Origin of the sequence: Winkia neuii subsp. neuii DSM 8576, from assembly GCF_000420405.1 — a bacterium.
Taxonomy (GTDB): domain Bacteria; phylum Actinomycetota; class Actinomycetes; order Actinomycetales; family Actinomycetaceae; genus Winkia; species Winkia neuii.
Map to the genome: position 1 here is coordinate 306,290 of NZ_ATUW01000002.1, position 19,984 is coordinate 326,273.

Consider the following 19,984-nt stretch of genomic DNA (forward strand, 5'->3'; position numbering starts at 1 on the left):
AATGCCGCCTTGCCCTAGGCTTTCACGGCTTGTCTACCAAATGCCTGCCGGAACGAGAGCTTGCCCCCGGTGTTCATAACGCCGCGCCTGTAGGCTCGCCCTCCGACCCAGATCAGCAGGGGTAGGGCCACCAGGTTGAGCACAATGGCAACTAGGATTTCCCAGGTGGGAGCCACACCCCAGGCGATGCGCACGGGCATGGCATAGCAGCTGGCCCCCGGAATGAACGAGAGCACCCGCACCAGAGTAGAGGTGGGATTGTTCATTGCCACGAACAACGTGACGTACAGGACCACCATTTGCCACAGCAGCAGCGGCATGAGCGCAGTGCCCATATCTTCGCTGCGGGTAACCATGGCGCCCACACCAGCGTAGAGGAAAATATAGGTGGCAAAGCCCAAAACCATCCATGCCACGACCCAACCGGATATGCCGGCCACATCCAGCTGGATGTCCACTGCCTTGATTAGCGCCATCCCCCCGACAATAGCCCCGCTGCCCATTATTACCAGCTGCGCCAACGCCATCACGGCCACACCTAAGACTTTGCCGAGCAGCAGCCTCGAGGGGCTCACCGCCCCCAAGAGCACCTCAACTATTCTTGAGGACTTTTCTTCTACCACTCCGAGCGCAACCACCTGGCCGGCGGTCAAAATGATCATAAATAGCAACAGTAGGGCAACCAGCGAAACGAAGTAACCGGTGAGATGATCTGTGGCACCGGAATCGTCATCGCTATCTTCAGATAGGTCAACGGTTTTGAACTGGACATTGTTTACCCGCTCGTTTAATTCGTTCACGTTCCCGCCGATGTCCTGCACGTATTTGCCCAGTTCGGCCGAGGCGACAACCTGCCGTACTGTGGTAGAAAGCGACAGTGAGGCAGGCCCGTTGGACAGCAGCTGAACTTGGTCGCCCACTTTGACGAGGGCGTAGTCGGCGGTGCCGTCTTTAACTTGCTTCTTGGCGACCTCGGCTGAGGGAACCCGCTTTGCCACCGAGTCGTTTGCTAGCACCCCCGCCCCGGAGGAGGCCATTTGTTTAGAAACGGCTTTGAGCGCACTGCCTATTTCTTGGGTGTCGGCGGTGACCGCAATCTTCTCGGGCTCAGCTTCTTGCCCCAAGAATTTGGCGGCAACCGTACCTCCAACGCCAAAGACGAGGGCGATCAAAATGGTGGTTATTACTGTAGCTTTGTTTAGCCCTCGCTGGATGATTTCACGCTTGGCAATCTGCAGCACCTGGTTCATTTGCCTGCCTCCTGGGTTTTGGATACGGTTTCGCGGAAGATTTCGGCTAGGGGCAGCTCTATGTCGGCAAAGTCGTAAACGTCCCCTGCTTCTATGGCTGCACGCAGCACCTGCCGTTTTTGCTCTGGGGAGGTGAAGCGAATGGTGCCTCCCCCGTCAGAGTCCGCCACTTCCAGGCCGTCTGCCGCCTGCTTAGCTGCAGCCCAGGCGCTTTCAGAGGCCCTCACCCTAGTTAGCGGATCTTCAGTTGCTCGCAACTCTTCCACAGTGCCCGTAGCCACGAGCTTTCCGGAGGAAATAATTCCAATGCGGTCGCACACCCGTTCCACTAGGTCGAGCTGGTGGCTAGAGAACAGCACCGGTACCCCTCGAGCGGCATACTCGCGCATGGCTTCGCTCATCGCGTCCACTGCCACCGGATCTAGCCCCGAAAAGGGCTCGTCCAAAATCATTGCCCTGGGGTTGAACAACAAAGCGGAGGCGAGTTGCACCCGCTGTTGGTTGCCGAGCGAGAGCTTTTCAACCTCGTCCCCGCGACGGGATGCAACCCCGAGCCTTTCTGTCCAGCGTTCCTGAGCCTCGTGGGCCTCAGCGGCGGACATTCCGTGTAGGCGCGCCAGGTATTCCAGCTGGGCACCCACTTTCATTTTGGGGTAAAGGCCGCGCTCTTCCGGCATGTAACCTATCTGGGTGCGTCGTCTCTGGTTGAGCGGCTCCCCGCCCAACGCCACCTGCCCTCGTTCCGGGTCAATGAGCCCCATGGCAATACGCATAGTGGTGGTTTTTCCGGCGCCGTTTGCTCCGACGAAACCGAATAATTCGCCCTCGCCAACCGTAAAACTTACGTCGTCGAGAGCTTTTATGTGGCCGAAGGTTTTCGACAAGTGGGAGAACTCTAGATCGTTCATTTCTTTCCTATGTTGGGGTCCTGTAGCGGCTCGGCGGCAGCCCAAAACCGCTGGGGAGTATTCACATGTTTAAAAGATGCTTTAGCTCACAATTATTATTTATCATCTCGAGGTTATCAACCGGCCGATATCTACCTGCTTTTATGCACTAATTAATGTTTTCATGGCGGATTCCTGCCGGCAACACCGGCCGCCTTCTTCACAGGCGAGGGCGCAGAAACTGTTTCAGGGCAAAAGCGATGGCCGTGAGCGCCACGAAGATCGCTGCCGCCATGGCCCCCGCGCTTTAGAGCAGGAAGTAAGACCTCGTCCTCGTAAGTCTAGCGAATCCCGCTTACTAACTTGTCGAAGGCACCGGCCGCCACGAACATGCCGATACCGCGACGTTTTTCGACCAACCCTTGCCGGGCCAATTCGGCAAATGCCTTCTGCGCAGTTGCCGGGTCGATGCGGTAGGTAGAGGCGTACTCGGTGGTGGACATCAGCTTGTCCCCCACAACTAAGGCGCGTGCAACAATCTGACTCTTAGTCGATTCTGCGATCTGCCGGTAGATGGGCCCAGGGCCGCTAAATGGGTTCGCCATTGCCCCTCCCGCCTACTGGTGCATTACTTAACTAATGCCCCACATAGGTGGGAAGGCGCCAACAGGTACGAGCACTATTATTTGCGAACCGTAGGCATGCCAAGCGAAACCGGCCCCCGTTTCGGAGCGCCCCCCGCGCAGCCGCCACAGGCGGGAGCTGCCGGCACCTCATCTTGCGGCACACCGGAAAAATCCAAAGAGCCATCGGCCATGTGCGCAGCTGCGATCATCAACTTGATGCGATTTAGCTGGTTTACCGCAGACGCACCGGGGTCGTAATCAATACCCACCAGGTTGGCCTGCGGATAGCGTTTGCGCAACGGCCTAAACATTCCCTTGCCAACCACGTGGTTGGGCAAGCAGGCGAAGGGCTGCACACAGATGATGTTCGGGCACCCGTGTTCGATCATATCGACCATTTCAGAAACCAGATACCATCCCTCCCCGGCCTGGTTGCCCATCGAGGCAATATCCGTAGATTTGGCGGCCATCTGCATGATCGGAGTGGGGGAAGTAAATTTACCACGCGTCTTGGCAAAAGCCTTGCGCACCGGCGCCTGATACATCTCGAGCACCTTCAGTGCGAGCTTCTTGCCCCAGGTCGATTTCAACGAGTCTCCCATAACCTGCCGCTTCCAGTCATAGTCGGCAGCTGAATATTCGAAAAACTGCAGCAGCCCCGGAAGCACCGCCTCGCAGCCTTCGTCCTCGATAACCCGCACCGCATGGTTGTTAGCGTCAGGGTGGAACTTCACCAAGATCTCGCCAACTATCCCCACCCGCGGCTTGCGCGGAATATCCGCCAGAGCAAGCTCGTCAAATGCCCGCACGCATTCACTCACCAGATGGCGGAACGAGCACTTACCCAGCCCAGATGCCTTCGAAGTGGCAAACCACTCGCGGGCGAGCGCATCCCACTTGCGGTACAGCGACATAGCCGATCCCGGCCGCAGCTCATAGGGGCGAACGCGCAATAGCATGCGCTGAATCGCATCCCCCAGGGTTATCGCCTGCACCACCCTATGCAGGGTTTTCTTGTCCAACTCAAATCCCGGGTGGGTTTCGACCTCTTGCAACGAAGCGGCCAAAACCGGCACCTGCGGAAAACCGGCGTCGCGAAGCCCCTTCCGCAGCAAGGCCGCATAGTTAGTCGCTCTGCACATGCCCCCGGTCTGCGAGATGGCAACCACAGTCCGCTCCGGATCGGCCTTTCCAGAGACAAACTGGTCTATGAGCTGGCCAATAACCACGATCGCGGGATAGCAGGAATCGTTGTTCACATACTTCAGGCCTGTCTCGACCGTGTCAGTGTCAGTGTGCTCCAACAGTTTCACATTCAAACCAGCCCGGCGGAACACCGGCTCTGCCAGCCGGAACTGAATAGGCGCCATCTGCGGCACCAGGATCTGATAGCCGGCCTCGCGCATCTCTTTAGTGAAGACGGCATTCTGGTAGACGTGCCCGCCCGACTTGTGTCGGAAGGTGTCCACGCTGGCGGATCGCACAGCCCGTTCTTTCGAAGCAGCATCCAGAGAGCGCAGACGAATCTTAGCCGCCCCCAGGTTGGACACCTCATCAATCTTCAGCTGGGTGTATACATCACCGCGTCCCTCCAGAATTTCCTGGACCTGTTCAGAGGTGATCGCATCCAACCCGCACCCGAAGCTGGTAAGCTGCACAAGCTGCAGGTCAGGCTCGTCTCCGACACGGGCGCCAGCCTCATAGAGGCGCGAGTGGTACGACCATTGGTCGACCACGCGCAGGGGACGCTCCAGCCGAGCATCAGCTATGGAATCCTCGGTGAGTACAGCCATCCCTAGGCCGTTAATAACTTCGGGAATGCCGTGGTTGATCTCTGGATCCAGGTGGTAGGGACGGCCTGCTAGCACAATCCCACGCACCCCGTGCGAACGCATCCACTCGAGTGTTTCTGTTCCCTTCTCGCGGATCTCGGCGCGCACTGCCTCGAGCTCTTCAAAACCAGCAGCAACTGCAGCTTTAGCTTCAGGCAACGTCACGTTCCAATCTGCGAAGGTTTCCACCAGCATCTGCTCGACCTTCGCGGGATCGCGCAGGTTCACAAACGGGAAAAGAAACCGCACGCCGTCCGCCTCAAGCGATTCCATATTCCCAGCCAGAACCTCGGGATAGGTGGCCACAATTGGGCAGTTGAAGCAATTGTCAGCCCGCCCCGCCTTCACAGAGGTGTAGTTCACGCAGGGGTAAAAGATGGTCTTTACGCCCTTGCTAAGCAGTTGCTCAATGTGCCCGTGAGTGAGCTTGGCCGGATAACAAACGTTTTCCGAGGGAATCGAGTCCATACCGCGTTCGAATAGATCGTGGGAGGAGCGCCCCGAAATCATTACTCGGAATCCAAGCGAGGTCAAAATCGTAAACCACAGCGGATAGTCCTCGTACATACCCAGCACCCTGGGTACCCCGATGTCACCGCGATGGGCCTTCTTTTCGGTAAGGCGGCGATAGCCAAAAATCCGTTTGTACTTCCATTCGTATAGGTTCGGCAAATCAGACTTCTTGGGCCGCTTTTGCAGTGACGCTCCCCGCTCGCAACGGTTCCCCGACACGTGGCGTTCCCCGTTGGAAAAGGTGGATATCGTCATGTTGCAATGGTTCTGGCACAGCCGGCAAGTCTTGCGCGAAGTCTCGACCTTGAATCCCTCTAGGTCTTCCACCTGCGCCAAGGTCGATTCGCCCTGGCCACTGTCGTGTTCTTTAGCTATGAGGGCGGCCCCGTAGGCCCCCATGAGCCCAGCAATGTTGGGTCTAATGACGTGGCGGCCAGTTAGTAGCTCGAAGGCGCGCAAAACCGCGTCGTTCAAGAAAGTACCGCCCTGCACTACTACCTTTTCGCCCAAGTCGTCGGCGTCTTTCAGTTTGATTACCTTGTAGAGGGCGTTGCGCACCACTGAGTAGGAGAGCCCCGCGGCAATTGCCCCCACATCTGCGCCCTCTTTTTGGGCCTGCTTCACCGAAGAATTCATAAACACCGTGCAGCGGGTGCCCAGGTCGACCGGCGCCTTCGATTCCACAGCAGCACGGGCAAACTCGCGCACATCTTTGCCCATAGTGGCAGCGAAAGTCTGTAGGAAGGAACCACACCCGGAAGAGCAGGCCTCATTGACGCTGATTGAATCCACTACCCCGTCGCGGATCTTCACGAACTTCATATCCTGGCCGCCAATATCCACCACCGAGGTAACACCGGGATTTATGTAATTCGCGGCCTTGAAATGGGCCATAGTCTCGACTTCGCCCTCTTCAAGGGTCAGGGCGGCCTTCACCAGGCCCTCCCCGTATCCGGTCGAGCAGGCGCGCCCAATTACTGTCCCGGCGGGCAGCGCAGCGCGCACGTTGCGCACAATCTGCACCGCCGCCTTTACAGGATCGCCCTCGTTCGAAGCATAGTGGGTAAAAACAATGCGGTCCTTAGAATCAATTACCACCGCTTTGATGGTGGTAGAACCCGCGTCTATACCCAGCCAACACCGCCCGGCAGCCTGAGCGGTGGGAATCGATTCGATCACTTCCTGGCCGTGCCTACGGTCAAATTCTGACCGCTCGGCCGCATCCTTGAAGAGCGGGCGCATCAGGGCGGATTCCCCTCCAACCGGGGCATCCTTGAGGCGGGCTATCAGATCGGTCAAAGGCTCGGGAAGGGCCGCGTTGGCATTGGCAGGTCCACCGGGAGCCAGCAGGGCCGCCCCCAGGGCTACATACAGTTGCGCGTCAGTGGGAGTGGTGAATTTTTCTACGTCTGGCAAAAGCTTGCGGTATGCCTCGCGCAGGTTAGGCATAAAGTGCAGTGGCCCGCCCAGCATCATCACATTGCCGCGAATAGGCCGCCCACAAGCCAAACCCGCAATAGTTTGGGTAGCAACTGCAGTAAAAACCGAAGCGGCCAAATCTGAGTGGGCCGCCCCCTGGTTGAGCAGAGGCTGCAGGTCGGTCTTGGCGAACACGCCACACCGCGAAGCAATAGGGTATTCGGTGCTCGCCTGCCCAGCCAAAGTATTTAAACCGGCAGCATCCGTACCGAGCAGTGTCGCCATCTGGTCGATAAATGCTCCCGTTCCCCCGGCGCAGGTTCCGTTCATCCGCTGTTCCGGAGTGGGGTGCAAATACGTGAGCTTCGCGTCCTCGCCCCCCAATTCAATAATCACGTCGGTGTCGGGATGAAAACGCCGAGTGGCTTCTGTCTCGGCAATTACCTCTTGCACGAAAGGAACATTCATTGCCTCAGCGACGCTCAACCCACCTGAGCCGGTGACCGCCAGTTGCGCATCAACGCCGGGCAAATCCGTGCTAACGTCTTCAAGCAATCGGAGGAGTTCCCTGCGCACGTCGGCGTTATGTCGCCTATAGTCAGCGAAGAGCTGGGTCCCTTCCTGATCCAACACCACCGCCTTCACGGTAGTCGATCCGACATCTACACCAACGCGAACTAGCTTGCTCATTTTTTCCCTTCCCGTGCACGATGCAGACTAAACTGAAAGTCAAGTAATTTCCACCATGTTGAAATTACTTCTTTCAAAAGAGCCCACACCTGCACTGTTGCTGTTTTTAGGAGCCAGTTCACAATGTCGGAAAAGAAATTTATTTTTGCTACTACTCCCTGCCCAAAACGGGGCCCTAGGGCCGAACGCGGGCAGGTGCGACAGAAAATCCTTGAGGCGGCGCACGACATTTTTGTACGCTCCCACTACCAAGACGCCACCCTGAGGAAGATCGCCAGGCACGCAGGAGTCGATCCCGCCCTCATCAACTATTATTTCGGTTCCAAGCAGCGCCTATTTCGGGAGGCCATGTCACTGCCCGAAGATCCTGCGGAAATTATTCACCATCTCCTAACATCCCACACGCAAGATTTAGGCCGTGAACTGTCTAAACTCGCCTTGGGATCCTGGGAACAAGCAGCTACCGCAGGCACCTTGTCGGCCCTATTTTCTGCCCTGGTCACAGACGAGGAAACCCAACGAATCTTTCGCAACTATTTTGCCTCTGACATTGTTCCAGCCGTAGCTGACTTCACTGGCCCGGATGCCGCCCTCATCGCCCAACTAGTTGGCGCTTACGGGGCAGGCCTGATTCTGCTCCGCTACGTGGTACGCATGCAGCCGCTCGCCTCTATGAAGCGCAGCGAACTAGTAAATATTTTGGAGCCTATTTTGCACGCCTTAGTTGCCTCCACCGCCGGCACTACTTTGCGGCGCAGGGGCTGAAAACATGCGCAAACGGACACCTGGCGGGCAAAATAGAGCTGTGAGCAACATTTCTATGCAGTTCAACAATCTGTACAATCACGGTTTTGCACGCGTGTGTGCCGCAACTTCGCGCATCTGGCCTGCCGACCCGGCACGCAATGCCACACAAATAGTGGACCTGGCCAAGAAGGCAGCCGAGGGCGGAGCAGCTTTGGTTGTGTTTCCCGAGCTTTGCGTTTCTGGTTATGCCCTGGACGATTTGTTCCACCAGGTGACACTTCTGGACGAGGTCGAAGCCGCCCTCGAAACTATTGCCCAAGAAACCGCCCACCTAGGGGCGCTGCTGCTGGTAGGGGCTCCCCTGGCCTACGACGGACGGGTGTACAACTGCTGTGTGGGAATCCAGGGCGGGCGCATTTTGGCAGCCACCCCCAAGATGTATTTGGCTTCGTACGGCGAATTCTACGAAAAGCGTTATTTTGCCGAAGGCGCCCGCGCTGGAGGTGACGGGATAGTCCAGATTGCTGACGACCTGGTGCCCTTCGCCCGCGTGCACTACGACTGCCTAGACATTATCGGCTTTACCGTTTCGCCCGAAATTTGCGAGGACGTGTGGGTGCCGTTGCCGCCGTCAACCTACGACGCACTCAGCGGAGCTTCTGTGATTGCCAATCTTTCCGGCAGTCCGATTACCGTGGGGCGGGCTAAGGACCGCGAGCTCATGGTGGCTTCCCAATCGGCTCGCACGGGCACCGCCTACGTCTACGCAGCTGCGGGCCTGGGCGAATCTTCTACAGATCTTGCCTGGGACGGGCAGACCATGATCTATGAGGCAGGCGACCAGCTGGCGGCAGGGCAGCGTTTTTCCCGCTCCGACGTGTTGACTTTTGCCGACGTGGACCTGGATCGTTTGGCTGCCTCGCGGCTGCGCCAGTCTAGCTTCGACGACTGCCGGGCGGCCACCCCCATGATGGCTGCATTCGAACCGGTGCTGATCGAATGGAATTTTGGGGTTGATCCCACTAAGACCGTCCCTCTACAGCGCAATCTAGACCGCTTTCCGTTCGTCCCCGACGATCCGAACCAGCTGGATCAGGATTGCTTTGAAGCCTACAACATTCAAGTTTCGGCGCTGGTGCGGCGCATTGAATCTATTGGCTCCCCCAAGATCGTGATCGGCGTTTCCGGCGGGTTGGATTCTACGCACGCCCTCATCGTGGCGGCGCGCGCAATGGACGTGTTAGAGCGCCCCCGTACCGACATTTTGGCCTTTACCATGCCTGGTTTTGCCACGTCGGAGCATACCAAGTCCAACGCCTACGCCCTCGGGAAGGCACTTGGGGTCACTTTCGAGGAACTAGATATTCGCCCCACCGCTTTGGGAATGCTGAAAGCAATGGGTCACCCCGCCGGCGAGGGCGAAGAGGTTTACGACGTTACCTTTGAAAATGTGCAGGCGGGCTTGCGCACCGATTTTCTGTTCCGCATCGCCAACCAACGCGGCGGTATCGTGCTGGGAACGGGCGACATGTCCGAGTTGGCTCTAGGCTGGTGCACCTACGGAGTGGGCGACCACATGTCGCACTACGTAATCAATTCCGGCTTGCCCAAGACCATGATTCAGCACGTTATTCGCTGGGTGATTACCCAAGATCTGTTTGGCCAGGAGGCCGGGAAAGTGCTGGATTCTATTTTGAACACCGAGATCAGCCCCGAATTAGTGCCTGCCAGGGAGGGCGAGCAAATTCAGTCTACCCAGGCAAAGATAGGCCCCTACGAACTGCAAGATTTCAATTTATACTATCTGACCCGGCGCGGCTACCTGCCCGCCAAAGTTGCGTTCATGAGCTGGAATGCGTGGAAGAATCACGCCAGCGGCGATTTCCCGCCTGGCTATCCTGCCGAAGAGCGTCGCGAATATGCGCTGGAAACCATCGTGAAGTGGGAAGAACTGTTTATCAAACGTTTCTTTGCCAATCAGTTCAAGCGCTCTTGCGTACCCAATGGACCCAAGGTAATGGGGGGCGGCTCACTCAGCCCGCGCGGCGACTGGCGGATGCCCTCCGACGCTTCGGCGCACGCCTGGCTTGCGGACCTGGAGTGGGTAAAAGAATCTATATGACCAGTTCGACGTAGGGGGCCAAGAGCCATAGCCCTGCCGCGAACGCTCCTAGGATTGCTACGTCGATCCAGGCGCGTTTCGCGGCGAACCAACGCGATCTACCGGGAAAAACTGCCCGGTAAAGCGCCCCTGTCAGGCAAATTGCAGCCAGAAGGCGCACCGCAGTTAGGACGTGGCCGAGGCCGGCCAGCACCGCCACCGCAACGATGGCGGCGCTGACTACCCCTAAAACCACGAACGACGAAGTCCGGTGTGCCGGCTCTAACGGGCTCGGGTCTGCGCTCCTTCCAGCTGCGTGCCTCATGCTTAGTGGGCGAAGTGGCGGGTACCGGTGAAGTACATGGTGATCCCAGCCTTTTCGGCAGCTTCTATAACTTCGCCGTCGCGGATCGATCCGCCGGGCTGGACTACCGCCTTCACGCCGGCATCAATGAGTACCTGCAGGCCGTCGGCAAACGGGAAGAAGGCGTCGGAGGCAGCTACTGCCCCGCGGGCTCGTTCCTCGGGCTTTTCCGAAAGAACTTCATCTGCTCGTGCTCCGCCCGCGGAGTCGACTTTAGCGGCGTCGCCGGTAGAGCGGGCTCCCAAAGTGTTTGCCCGCTCAATGGCGAGTTTGGCAGAGTCGACTCTATTCACCTGCCCCATGCCTACCCCTACGGTAGCTCCGTCTTTGGCTAGCAGCACCGCGTTCGAGCGCACTGCGCGAATAGTGCGCCAGGCAAATTCCAAGTCCGCCAAGGTAGCCTCGTCTGCGGCCTTGCCAGCGGCCAACTTCCAGTTAGCAGCGCTGTCGCCGGGGGCATCCACGTCGTCGCGAGCCTGCACGAGCAGCCCCCCGCTAATCGGCTTGATTTCGCTGGCTCCCCGCTCTGGGGGAGTCACCTGCAAGATGCGCAGGTTCTTCTTTGTGCGTAGCAATTCGAGGGCATCGGCCTCGAACGAGGGCGCAACCACCACCTCGGTGAAAATCGGTTTGATTTGGCGAGCCAGCTGCAAGGTTACCGGGCGGTTCACCGCGATCACCCCACCGTAGGCCGATACCGGATCGCAGGCGTGAGCTTTGCGGTGGGCGGCTGCAACGTCTTCGGCCACCGCAATTCCGCAGGGATTAGCGTGCTTGATGATAGCCACACACGGCTGGTCTGGGTGGTCGTAGGCTGCCCGCAGGGCCGCGTCGGCATCCGAATAGTTGTTGTAGCTCATCGGCTTGCCCCCAAGGGTGAGCGCGCCTGCAATGCCCTGGGCGGGGCTGGCTTCAACCGAGTTGATATCCAGTTCTTCTTCGCCCTCGTCCTCTTCGTCTAGCTCCTGTAGGTCTTCCTCTTCTAGTTCCACGTAGAGTGCGGCTTCCTGGTGCGGGTTTTCGCCGTAGCGCAGATCGGCCGCTTTCACGAATAAGGGTTGGAACAGTTCGGGGAGTTTAGCCCCGGAAGCCACACCGGAGTCTTCGTAATCCGTTTCGGAGGTGCCCTCAAAGTCTTCTTCGAGCAGCTGCTTGTCGAACCATTCAGACACTGCCACGTCGTATTCGGCGGTGTGGGCAAACGCGTCGGCGGCGAGCTCGCGGCGCTGGCGGCCGGTGAACCCGCCGTCTTTTACTGCCTGCACTACATCGTCGTAGCGGGAGGGGTCGGTAATCACTGCCACCGAGGCGTGATTTTTGGCTGCCGCCCGCACCATGGAGGGCCCGCCAATGTCGATCTGTTCTACGCAAGCGTCAAAATCTGCTCCCGAGCGTACAGTCTCGGTGAACGGGTACAGGTTGCAAACAACCAGGTCAAATGGTGCTACTCCGAGCTCTTCGAGCTCTTGGCAGTGGGCAGTTTTGCGGCGGTCGGCCAAAATGCCGGCGTGAATTTTGGGGTGCAGGGTTTTTACGCGCCCATCTAGACACTCGGGGAATCCGGTTACCTGGCTAACCTCGGTAACGTTGGCCCCTGCCTGCTCGATGCGCTTCGCGGTGGAACCGGTAGAAACAATCTGTACCCCCGCTGCGCTAAGTGCGCTGACCAAATCTTCCAATCCGGTCTTGTCGTAGACACTAATTAGAGCTCGTTTAATGGGAACTTTTGCTTCACCTTGAGTAGGTTGGATGGGCACGCTGATTCCTTTCGGGAGCGGAGCGATTATCTAGAGCACCTACAGTTTAGCTATTTCGAAACCCATGGGCCATAATCGAAGCACTCAGCGCGTTTGCCTAGGAGTTAAGATGAGTTTTTCTAATTCTGGCGCCCCCTGTCCGATTGGGCGCTTTTTTCCGCAGCGTATCTTGCTAACTACTCCGCTTGCTGCCCCGCTAGCCGAACCGTTGCAGAAGGAATTTGTTAGAGCACAGGTCCGCCACGTCCCGAATGATGAACTTTCCAGGGAGGATTTCCGGTGGGCCGACACCTGGGTAGGTTTTGACCTGCCGAGTTGGACTTTTGCCGGGGAAGTGTCTGTAAAGTGGTTTCATTCCCAATCTGACGGGGTCGACAAATCTGCTCCTATCCTGGCCGCCAGTGGGGCAAACTACGTGCTCACTCACTCTGTCGGGGACATGCCTCGGCGCATTGGCGAGTACGTGTTGGCGTACCACCTGTGGTTGACCCGCGGTGGCGATCTGTTCCGCGCCAACGAGCAAACGGGAGCCTGGGACACCGATTTCTTCAATAATTACGTTGATCCGCGTGCAGCAACTGTGGTGGTAATCGGCACCGGGGAGGTTGGCTGCGGCGTGGCGCGCGTGCTCTCTGCATACGGTATAGAAGCAGTCGGGCTCAATACCTCGGGCCGGCAGGTGGAAGAGTTCTCCGCCTGCTATCCCCTTCACGAGGGCGCCCCGCACCTGCGCAAGGCAACTTTAGTAGTTTCGGCACTGCCGCTCACGCCAGCTACGGACAAGATCATTTCGCGGGATTTGCTTTCCAACCTCAACGGGGCCGTATTTATGAATGTGGGACGTGGGCCCACCGTAGATTCTGACGCGGTGCACTGGGCGTTAGATTCCGGCCACCTCGCCAAAGCCGTGCTGGATGTACACGAGGTGGAGCCTCTTCCGCCCTCGGACTGGCGCTGGGGCCACCCGCAGGTGGTGGTTACTCCCCACGTCTCAGGGCCGCTAACGCGCAGCGACATCTTTGAGGCCTTTACCGAGTGTGCGCGTTCGCTTGCCGAGGGCGTACTTCCGGATTTGGCGGTGGACGCTAAGCGCGGCTACTGAGCCTGCCCACTTCGCGCACTAACTGTTCGGTTTCAGCTTTTTTCAGCCTTGCCGTGAGGGTTTGTTCTGTGTCGCCCTCGCACACGGGAACCGCAACCTGCGCGATAATTTTGCCCGTATCTACACCGGCGTCTACGTAAAAGAGCGTGGCGCCGGTAATTTTTACCCCGTATGCGAGGGCGTCGCCAATCCCGTGGGTGCCGGGGAAGGCAGGCAGCAGTGCAGGATGGGTGTTTATTACTTTTCCTGGGAAGGCGGCTAAAAAATCTGCGCCAAGCAATTTCATAAATCCCGCACACACCACTAGGTCGGGCTTATATTGGGCCACGGTTCGGGCGAGGGCGCGGTCCCAGTCGGCTCGCGAAGGATAGTTTGCAAGCGCAAGCACGTGGGTGGGACAGGTGGTAGCCCATTTGAGGCCGGGGGCAGGGCGGTCTGCTACCACGGCTACCACTTTCGCTCCGTAGCTGGGGTCGGAACTGGCGCGCAACAGAGCCGCTAGATTTGAGCCGGTTCCAGATATTAAAACCACTATCCGCTTCATTTTTGCTTCCTGGCGATTGCGGTGGTAGGCGCCTCCGGGTCCCCGTTTTTATCTACTACTAGGCGTAACCGCTTGTGCGAGCTAGAACCCGCGCGGGAAGTTTCTGCTTTGCCCTCAGGAACCGCACCGGTTCCAGGCACAGTATGCGATCCTGCCTTCTCGCCGTTAGACGGGGGATACTGTTCGTTTTGTTTTTTCGATTCTGTGGCAGTGGCGCCTAGCAGCCGGGATAGCTCGGCGCGAGCTGCAGGGGCAGCAAAATACGCGCCCAGGGCCGCTGGCACCAGAGCACACAGACAAAGCCATGCCGCCAGTGCCCCCAGGGGGGGGCCTACTTCGGCCATGCGCCCGGCTCCCAAAGAACCACGCGAAAGTGCACCCAACACCAGCACCGCCACTGCCAGCGAGCCTACCCCGGCAATTAAGAATTCAATGCGCTCTTTGCGGGAGCGGGTTGGGGTCCCTCGCGCCAGCAAAAATCCTGCCAGAACGAAAAATAAGGCGGTAGCTACCAAAACGACTGCTCCGGGGGCTCTCCCCGGGATTGCCGCGTAGGGCGGAATCGCGGGCAGTGGCAGGCGGGCAACTGAAAATGGCGAAGAGGCCACTCCATCGGCGGCCTCAAAGCCAGCCCCAATTACCCAGCTGAGCGCCCACACGCACAGGTTTGGCAAATACCCCACCCAGATCGCCGTCACAACGAAGGCGCCAATGACGCCGCCCCCCAAAAGCGAGTAGATTCCCGCTACTTCGTGCCAGTGCAAGACTAGCGCGAGGGCGAAAAGCCCCAGTGAGGCCCCGGCCAGAATCGCCAGCATTCGCTCAGCAAAGCGTACTCCGGCCTGAACGTGAGCTGGCAGCCCCTTTTTCCACGGGCTCGCCAGCGCCGCTGCCAACGCGCATACCGCGAGCGCCGTGGTGGCCATGGCTCCAGAGAGGCCGCCTCCGGTAAGGGCATTGAGTAAAAATACTACGGGCACGTGTCCGAGGGCGACAAAAATCTTTGCCCATCCGCTCACCTGGGTTTTTATGGCGTGCGAAAGCAGGGCGAGCATTGCCATGGGAAGAGCAAGGGGAATGAGGGTTAGCCTCCCGCCTGCGAACGGCGCACTGCCTGCGTAGGCTAGACGCCAATAGTCGGAGGCTACGCTTACGGCCTGAGACCATTTGGCGCCCTCGAGATAGGGATTGGAGGCCTCGGCAACGTAGGCCAGAAGGCCCACAGCCACGGGTAGGAGCCAACCCAAGAAAGCGTATTCGCCTCCGACAAAGGCGGCTTTGGACCACCCCTCGGGAAGACGGATTACGATTTCTGAGCGAGCCTTAGGTTTCATCGCCTTCAATGTTGCCGCCCCGGAAGCAAAATGGTTTTCTCCCGCGCCGGGAGGGCGCAAACGAAGGCGCATTTGCGCACCTTGTGCCCCCTGAAGTGGGGGCACAAGGGAACTGTTAGGCTTTGTTCAGGCCGGAAAGTATTTGGCGTGCCAAACGGGCTGTTTCGGAAGGGGTTTTCCCAACTTTTACGCCCCCGGCCTCCAGCGCATTCTTTTTGGCTTCGGCCGTGCCTGAAGATCCCGAGACGATCGCGCCGGCGTGGCCCATGGTCTTGCCCTCGGGGGCGGTAAAGCCCGCCACATATCCGACTACAGGTTTACTCACGTGTTCCTTGATGTATTCGGCGGCCCGTTCTTCCGCGTCGCCACCGATCTCGCCGATCATAACGATTAGTTCGGTATCGGGATCGTCCTCAAAGGCTGCTAGCGCATCGATGTGAGTGGTGCCCACCACCGGATCCCCACCAATGCCGATGCAGGTGGTGAAGCCCAGATCGCGTAGTTCGTACATCATCTGGTAGGTCAAAGTGCCAGACTTGGACACTAATCCCAGTCTGCCCGGTCCCGTAATGTTTGCGGGGGTGATCCCGGCGTTCGCTTTGCCGGGGCTAATGATGCCCGGGCAGTTCGGCCCAATTATGCGGCTGCCTTTTTCGAGGGCGTAGTTTACGAAAGCGGTGGAATCTTGTACCGGAATGCCCTCGGTTATGACTACGATTAGCTCAATTCCGGCGTCTACGGCCTCAACTACAGCGCTCTTGGCAAATGCCGGGGGCACAAAGATTACCGACACGTTGGCCTGAGTCTGTTCCCTTGCCTGGGCTACCGTGCCAAATACCGGCACTTCGGTACTGCTTCCATCCGCTTTTTCGAACTGCAGCTTAGTACCGGCCTTCTTGGGGTTAGTGCCGCCAACTATCCGAGTGCCTGCCTTGAGCATTAGTCCGGTGTGTTTGCGCCCCTCGGAGCCGGTGATGCCCTGAACAATAACGCGGGAGTTTTCGTCTAAAAATACCGACATTGTTATTTCCTCTCGGCGGCAAGTTCTGCGGCCTTGGCGGCCCCGCCGTCCATAGTTTCGACCATAGTAACTAGGGGGTGGCTTGCCTCCGCTAGAATCTGGCGCCCCTCTTCTACGTTGTTCCCGTCCAGGCGAACCACCAGCGGTTTAGTGGCGTTTTCGCCAAGAATGTTCAGCGCTTCGACAATGCCCTCGGCTACCTGGTCGCAGGCGGTAATGCCGCCAAAGACGTTCACAAATACGCTGCGCACCTGCGGATCACCTAAGATTATTTCCAACCCATTGGCCATAACCTGCGAGGACGCACCCCCGCCAATGTCCAAAAAGTTCGCCGGTTTTACTCCGTACTTTTCGCCCGCATATGCCACCACGTCCAGGGTGGACATGACCAGGCCAGCCCCGTTGCCGATTACGCCCACTTCGCCCTCGAGGTGAACGTAGTTCAGGCCCTTTTCTTTTGCCTTAGCCTCCAGAGGATCTTGACTTTGTGTGTCCACATAGCTTTGGTGTTCACTGTGGCGGAAACGCGCGTTGTCATCCAAGCTGACTTTGCCGTCCAAGGCAATAATCGAGCCTTCCTGGTCGCGCACTAGCGGGTTCACCTCAACTAATTTGGCGTCCTCTTCGCTGTAGACCTGCCACAATTTTACTAGCACGGGCACGATTGGAGCGACCTCATCCTGGCTAAAACCTGCCTCGGCTAAAATGTGTGCCGCCACCTGTTCGTCAATCCCGTCCGCATTTACCGCTACTTTGGCGAGCGCTTCGGGACGTTCCTTTGCCAAGAGCTCAATTTCCATGCCGCCCTCGCGCGAACACATGGCCAAATGTTGCCTGTTGGACCTATCTAGCAGAATCGAAAAATAAAACTCCGCGTCGATGTCAGCTCCGGCCGCAACCATGACTTTGCGCACCTGGTGGCCTTTGATGTTCAGCCCCAAGATGGCTGCGGCCGCCTCTTCTGCTTCCTGGGGACTACGGGCCAGCTTGACTCCGCCAGCCTTACCGCGCCCGCCGGTTTTTACCTGCGCCTTCACAACCACCAGCGGGGCTGCAAGCTGTTCTGCTGCCTGCCTCGCCTGCGCGGCAGTTTCGACGACAATTCCAGGTAGTACGGGGACTTCGTGTGCCGCGAACAATTCGCGGGCTTGGTACTCATAAAGGTCCACGCCTTTGTCCTTCCGGTAGTCAAGTCTCGACCTCGAGAGATTGTACCAAGCCTATCGCGGCTAATTCGGGCGTGCACAGCAAAAACGCCCTGCCAAGCCGCAATAGATTAGGGGGCGGCGAGGGCGAAGTTCCCCCTCACCTTCCCCTTTCTATTTGCCGGGTGGCTACAGTTTTTCCAAGGGCGCGAACCGCAATACGAGACGTTTGACCGTGCCGTCGCCAAAATCTACTTTTGCGGTGGTGTTCGGCCAGGTCCCCTCGACGCCGAGGACGCGGCCTAGCCCGTAGGCGTCGTGATTGACGCGGTCGCCAACGGCTAACACGATTTCTTTACCCGCTGGCTTAGCTGCCTTCGGCATCATCCTGTTAGTGCGCACTGTGCCAGCGTACTTGGTGGGATTCCAGCCCCCGGCTCCGAAAGCGTCCCCCGCCCTGGCGATGGTTTGAGTAGGGGTGAACTCGCGGCGCACGTCGACAATGTCCGCCGGAATGTCGTCTAAGAAGCGCGAGGGCGGCAACTCTACTGGCGCGCCCCATTGGTTTCGCGAGCCGGCCCTGGTCAAATACAGAAGTTTGCGTGCCCTAGTTATTGCCACGTAGGCAAGGCGGCGTTCTTCGGCCAATTCGGCCGGGTCCCCCATAGAACGCTGGTGTGGGAACGTGCCATCTTCCATGCCGGTTACAAACACCACCGGAAACTCGAGTCCCTTGGCAGTGTGAACGGTCATCAAGGTGACCTGCCCGCGCTCTGAAGGAACCTGATCCGAATCGGCGACAAGCGATACTCGCTCCAGAAAATCAGCCAGCGTGCCGTCGGGCTCAGACAGGTCAAATTCTGAAGCTACCGTGTGTAACTCAGCCAGGTTTTCGATGCGTCCTTCGTCGCGTGGATCCGTACTTTGGCTAAGTACCCCCACGTAGCCCGATTCGTCGAGCAAAAAGTCCAGCACCTGGGCGATCCCGTCGCCGTCCTCGACTCTGGAACGGGCTCGGCGCAGCAGTTCAGCAAACTTTTCCGCGGAATTGGCCGCCCTCTTCGAAATGCCCTCGACCCTGTCGAGTTCTTCGAGCGCCTGCCCAAAGCTAATTGCCCGCACTGCCGCGTGAGAGGCGATTGCCCCCTCGGCTTTGGCCCCAATACCGCGCCTGGGCACGTTCAATATCCTACGCAAGGACACGGTGTCGTCGGGGTTAGAAACTGCCCTCAGGTAAGCGATAGCATCTTTGATTTCGGCTCGTTCGTAGAACTTGGTGCCGCCCACCACCCGGTAGGGGATGCCGTCGCGCATTAGCACATCTTCAAGGATTCGCGACTGGGCGTTAGTGCGGTAGAAAATAGCAATATCCCCCCAGTCGTAGCCCTTATCTGCCAGCTCGTTGATCTGCTCGACCACGAACAGGGCTTCCCCGCGATCTGATTCTGCAGCGTCGAGGACGATCTTGTCCCCAGCCCCCAGGTCCGTCCACAATTTTTTGGGCCTGCGCCCCGAATTTTGGGAAATCACGGCGTTGGCCGCGCTCAAAATGTTTTGAGTGGAACGATAGTTTTGTTCCAACATGATGGTGTGGGCGTTGGGGTAGTCCTTCTCGAATTCTTCGATGTTGCGAATTGTGGCCCCGCGGAAGGCATAGATGGACTGGTCAGAATCACCTACCACCGTGAGCTCAGCCGGGGGCGGGGTAGCGCCCTCTGGACCTACCAATAGCCGCACCAGCACGTACTGGGCGTGGTTGGTGTCCTGGTATTCGTCTACCAGAATGTGGCGGAAGCGGCGCCTGTAGTGGTCGGCAACGCCAGGGTTTTCCTGCAGCAGGCGGACCGTGAGCATAATTAGATCGTCAAAATCTACCGCGTTGGCCTCGTGCAAGCGTTTTTGATAGAGCGGATAGATTTGACTAACCACCCTGGAGAGGGGGTCTTTACCCGCCTTTTGCGCGTAATCGGAAGGGTTGATCAGCTCGTTCTTGAGATCCGATATACGTCCCGAGAGGGTCCGGGCCGAGAACTTCTTTAGATCCACCGCCTTTTCTTTGGCCAGCAAGGTTAACAGCCGTTGCTGATCCGCCGAATCGTAAATCGAGAAAGTCGATTTGAGACCTACCAGATCGTGTTCACGTCGCAAAATGCGCACGCACGCAGAGTGGAAAGTAGACACCCACATGCGTTTTGCCTGCGCCCCCACCAGATCGCAAGCGCGCTCGCGCATCTCGGCAGCAGCCTTGTTAGTGAAGGTAATGGCCAGAATCTGCCCGGGCAGGGCCCTCCCCGTGGCAAGCAAGTAGGCTATGCGCCTAGTGAGTACCCGAGTCTTGCCGCTGCCTGCCCCTGCCATAACTAGCAGTGGCCCGCCCTCGTAGGTGACAGCCTGTTTTTGCGGCCCGTTGAGCCCCTGCGTTATTTCCTCACCTGCAAGGGGCGGGTGGGTCTCGGCTGCCCGCTCCTCTTCCGGCGCCTGCAGCTGGGACAGAGAGTCCAGATATTCCTGGTCTGGTTCGACCATGACCTGCGGCAGCGTGGCTGCAGCAGAAGGCTTTAGCGAACTTGCTGGCAAGAGGGCGTCAAATAAAGAATCCACCCCACTACCCTAGCTGCCACCTCCGTCAGATGAGCACTCTAGTGGAGACAC

Annotated in this window: 14 protein-coding genes; 3 read left to right on the forward strand and 11 right to left on the reverse strand. The window is 58.3% G+C overall.

Translation table 11 applies throughout. The features are described from left to right. Positions 1–14: 14 nt before the first annotated feature. The 4 genes from G437_RS0103145 to G437_RS0103160 all read right to left on the reverse strand — a co-directional run bounded on the left by G437_RS0103145 (position 15) and on the right by G437_RS0103160 (position 7,217). Entirely contained in the window at positions 15–1,250 is a 1,236-nt protein-coding gene (locus G437_RS0103145; protein ID WP_024331144.1) for an ABC transporter permease, read from the reverse strand. Continuing rightward, the gene (locus tag G437_RS0103150; protein ID WP_024331145.1) at positions 1,247–2,158 is read right to left on the reverse strand and encodes an ABC transporter ATP-binding protein; all 912 of its coding nucleotides are present in this window, start codon (positions 2,156–2,158) and stop codon (positions 1,247–1,249) included. Before G437_RS0103150 ends, G437_RS0103145 begins: the two co-directional genes overlap by 4 nt. 320 nt (positions 2,159–2,478) lie before the next feature. Then, on the reverse strand, positions 2,479–2,742 hold the full coding sequence (locus tag G437_RS10500; protein WP_051141870.1) for a GntR family transcriptional regulator: 264 nt from the start codon (positions 2,740–2,742) through the stop codon (positions 2,479–2,481). A 77-nt stretch (positions 2,743–2,819) separates the two neighbouring features. Further along, positions 2,820–7,217 carry an acyl-CoA dehydratase activase-related protein gene (locus G437_RS0103160; protein ID WP_024331146.1) on the reverse strand — a complete coding sequence of 1,466 codons (4,398 nt, stop codon included), beginning with the start codon at positions 7,215–7,217 and terminating at the stop codon, positions 2,820–2,822. A 123-nt stretch (positions 7,218–7,340) separates the two neighbouring features. Here G437_RS0103160 and G437_RS0103165 point away from each other — a divergent pair, with 123 nt between their 5' ends. After that, positions 7,341–7,982, forward strand: coding sequence for a TetR/AcrR family transcriptional regulator (locus tag G437_RS0103165; RefSeq protein WP_024331147.1), 642 nt, complete (start codon positions 7,341–7,343; stop codon positions 7,980–7,982). Positions 7,983–8,037: 55 nt separating this feature from the next. After that, positions 8,038–10,086 (forward strand): NAD(+) synthase, encoded by a 2,049-nt coding sequence (locus G437_RS0103170; protein WP_024331148.1) that lies wholly within the window; start codon positions 8,038–8,040, stop codon positions 10,084–10,086. Here G437_RS0103170 and G437_RS0103175 read toward each other — a convergent pair. Both G437_RS0103175 and purH read right to left on the reverse strand, forming a co-directional pair. Then, positions 10,079–10,390: a hypothetical protein gene (locus G437_RS0103175; protein WP_141739487.1), complete on the reverse strand. Its 312-nt coding sequence runs from the start codon at positions 10,388–10,390 to the stop codon at positions 10,079–10,081. The genes G437_RS0103170 and G437_RS0103175 overlap by 8 nt on opposite strands. A 2-nt stretch (positions 10,391–10,392) precedes the next feature. Next, positions 10,393–12,192: a bifunctional phosphoribosylaminoimidazolecarboxamide formyltransferase/IMP cyclohydrolase gene (gene purH, locus G437_RS0103180; RefSeq protein WP_391592317.1), complete on the reverse strand. Its 1,800-nt coding sequence runs from the start codon at positions 12,190–12,192 to the stop codon at positions 10,393–10,395. Positions 12,193–12,295: 103 nt separating this feature from the next. Between purH and G437_RS0103185 the strand changes: the two genes are divergently transcribed. Next, on the forward strand, positions 12,296–13,288 hold the full coding sequence (locus G437_RS0103185) for an NAD(P)-dependent oxidoreductase (protein ID WP_024331151.1): 993 nt from the start codon (positions 12,296–12,298) through the stop codon (positions 13,286–13,288). On the opposite strand, the gene purN is transcribed toward G437_RS0103185, so the two are convergent. The 5 genes from purN to pcrA all read right to left on the reverse strand — a co-directional run bounded on the left by purN (position 13,272) and on the right by pcrA (position 19,933). Beyond that, positions 13,272–13,832: a phosphoribosylglycinamide formyltransferase gene (gene purN, locus G437_RS0103190; RefSeq protein ID WP_024331152.1), complete on the reverse strand. Its 561-nt coding sequence runs from the start codon at positions 13,830–13,832 to the stop codon at positions 13,272–13,274. The two genes, G437_RS0103185 and purN, sit on opposite strands and share 17 nt — an antisense overlap. After that, positions 13,829–15,238: a cell division protein PerM gene (locus G437_RS0103195; RefSeq protein WP_024331153.1), complete on the reverse strand. Its 1,410-nt coding sequence runs from the start codon at positions 15,236–15,238 to the stop codon at positions 13,829–13,831. The genes purN and G437_RS0103195 overlap by 4 nt, the downstream gene beginning before the upstream one ends. A gap of 43 nt (positions 15,239–15,281) precedes the next feature. Next, entirely contained in the window at positions 15,282–16,187 is a 906-nt protein-coding gene (sucD, locus tag G437_RS0103200; protein WP_024331154.1) for a succinate--CoA ligase subunit alpha, read from the reverse strand. A gap of 2 nt (positions 16,188–16,189) precedes the next feature. Then, positions 16,190–17,356 (reverse strand): ADP-forming succinate--CoA ligase subunit beta, encoded by a 1,167-nt coding sequence (gene sucC / locus G437_RS0103205; protein WP_024331155.1) that lies wholly within the window; start codon positions 17,354–17,356, stop codon positions 16,190–16,192. 165 nt (positions 17,357–17,521) lie between these two features. Further along, complete coding sequence (gene pcrA / locus G437_RS0103210) at positions 17,522–19,933, reverse strand: DNA helicase PcrA (protein WP_024331156.1); 2,412 nt, start codon at positions 19,931–19,933, stop codon at positions 17,522–17,524. Positions 19,934–19,984: the final 51 nt, after the last annotated feature.

Coding starts and splice junctions, on each gene's coding strand:
- G437_RS0103185 (WP_024331151.1), top strand. CDS start 12,296: ATGAGTTTTTCTAATTCTGGCGCCCCCTGTCCGATTGGGCGCTTTTTT.
- G437_RS10500 (WP_051141870.1), bottom strand. CDS start 2,742: ATGGCGAACCCATTTAGCGGCCCTGGGCCCATCTACCGGCAGATCGCA.
- G437_RS0103150 (WP_024331145.1), bottom strand. CDS start 2,158: ATGAACGATCTAGAGTTCTCCCACTTGTCGAAAACCTTCGGCCACATA.
- G437_RS0103170 (WP_024331148.1), top strand. CDS start 8,038: ATGCAGTTCAACAATCTGTACAATCACGGTTTTGCACGCGTGTGTGCC.
- G437_RS0103195 (WP_024331153.1), bottom strand. CDS start 15,238: ATGCGCCTTCGTTTGCGCCCTCCCGGCGCGGGAGAAAACCATTTTGCT.
- purN (WP_024331152.1), bottom strand. CDS start 13,832: ATGAAGCGGATAGTGGTTTTAATATCTGGAACCGGCTCAAATCTAGCG.
- sucD (WP_024331154.1), bottom strand. CDS start 16,187: ATGTCGGTATTTTTAGACGAAAACTCCCGCGTTATTGTTCAGGGCATC.
- G437_RS0103165 (WP_024331147.1), top strand. CDS start 7,341: ATGTCGGAAAAGAAATTTATTTTTGCTACTACTCCCTGCCCAAAACGG.
- G437_RS0103160 (WP_024331146.1), bottom strand. CDS start 7,217: ATGAGCAAGCTAGTTCGCGTTGGTGTAGATGTCGGATCGACTACCGTG.
- G437_RS0103145 (WP_024331144.1), bottom strand. CDS start 1,250: ATGAACCAGGTGCTGCAGATTGCCAAGCGTGAAATCATCCAGCGAGGG.
- G437_RS0103175 (WP_141739487.1), bottom strand. CDS start 10,390: ATGAGGCACGCAGCTGGAAGGAGCGCAGACCCGAGCCCGTTAGAGCCG.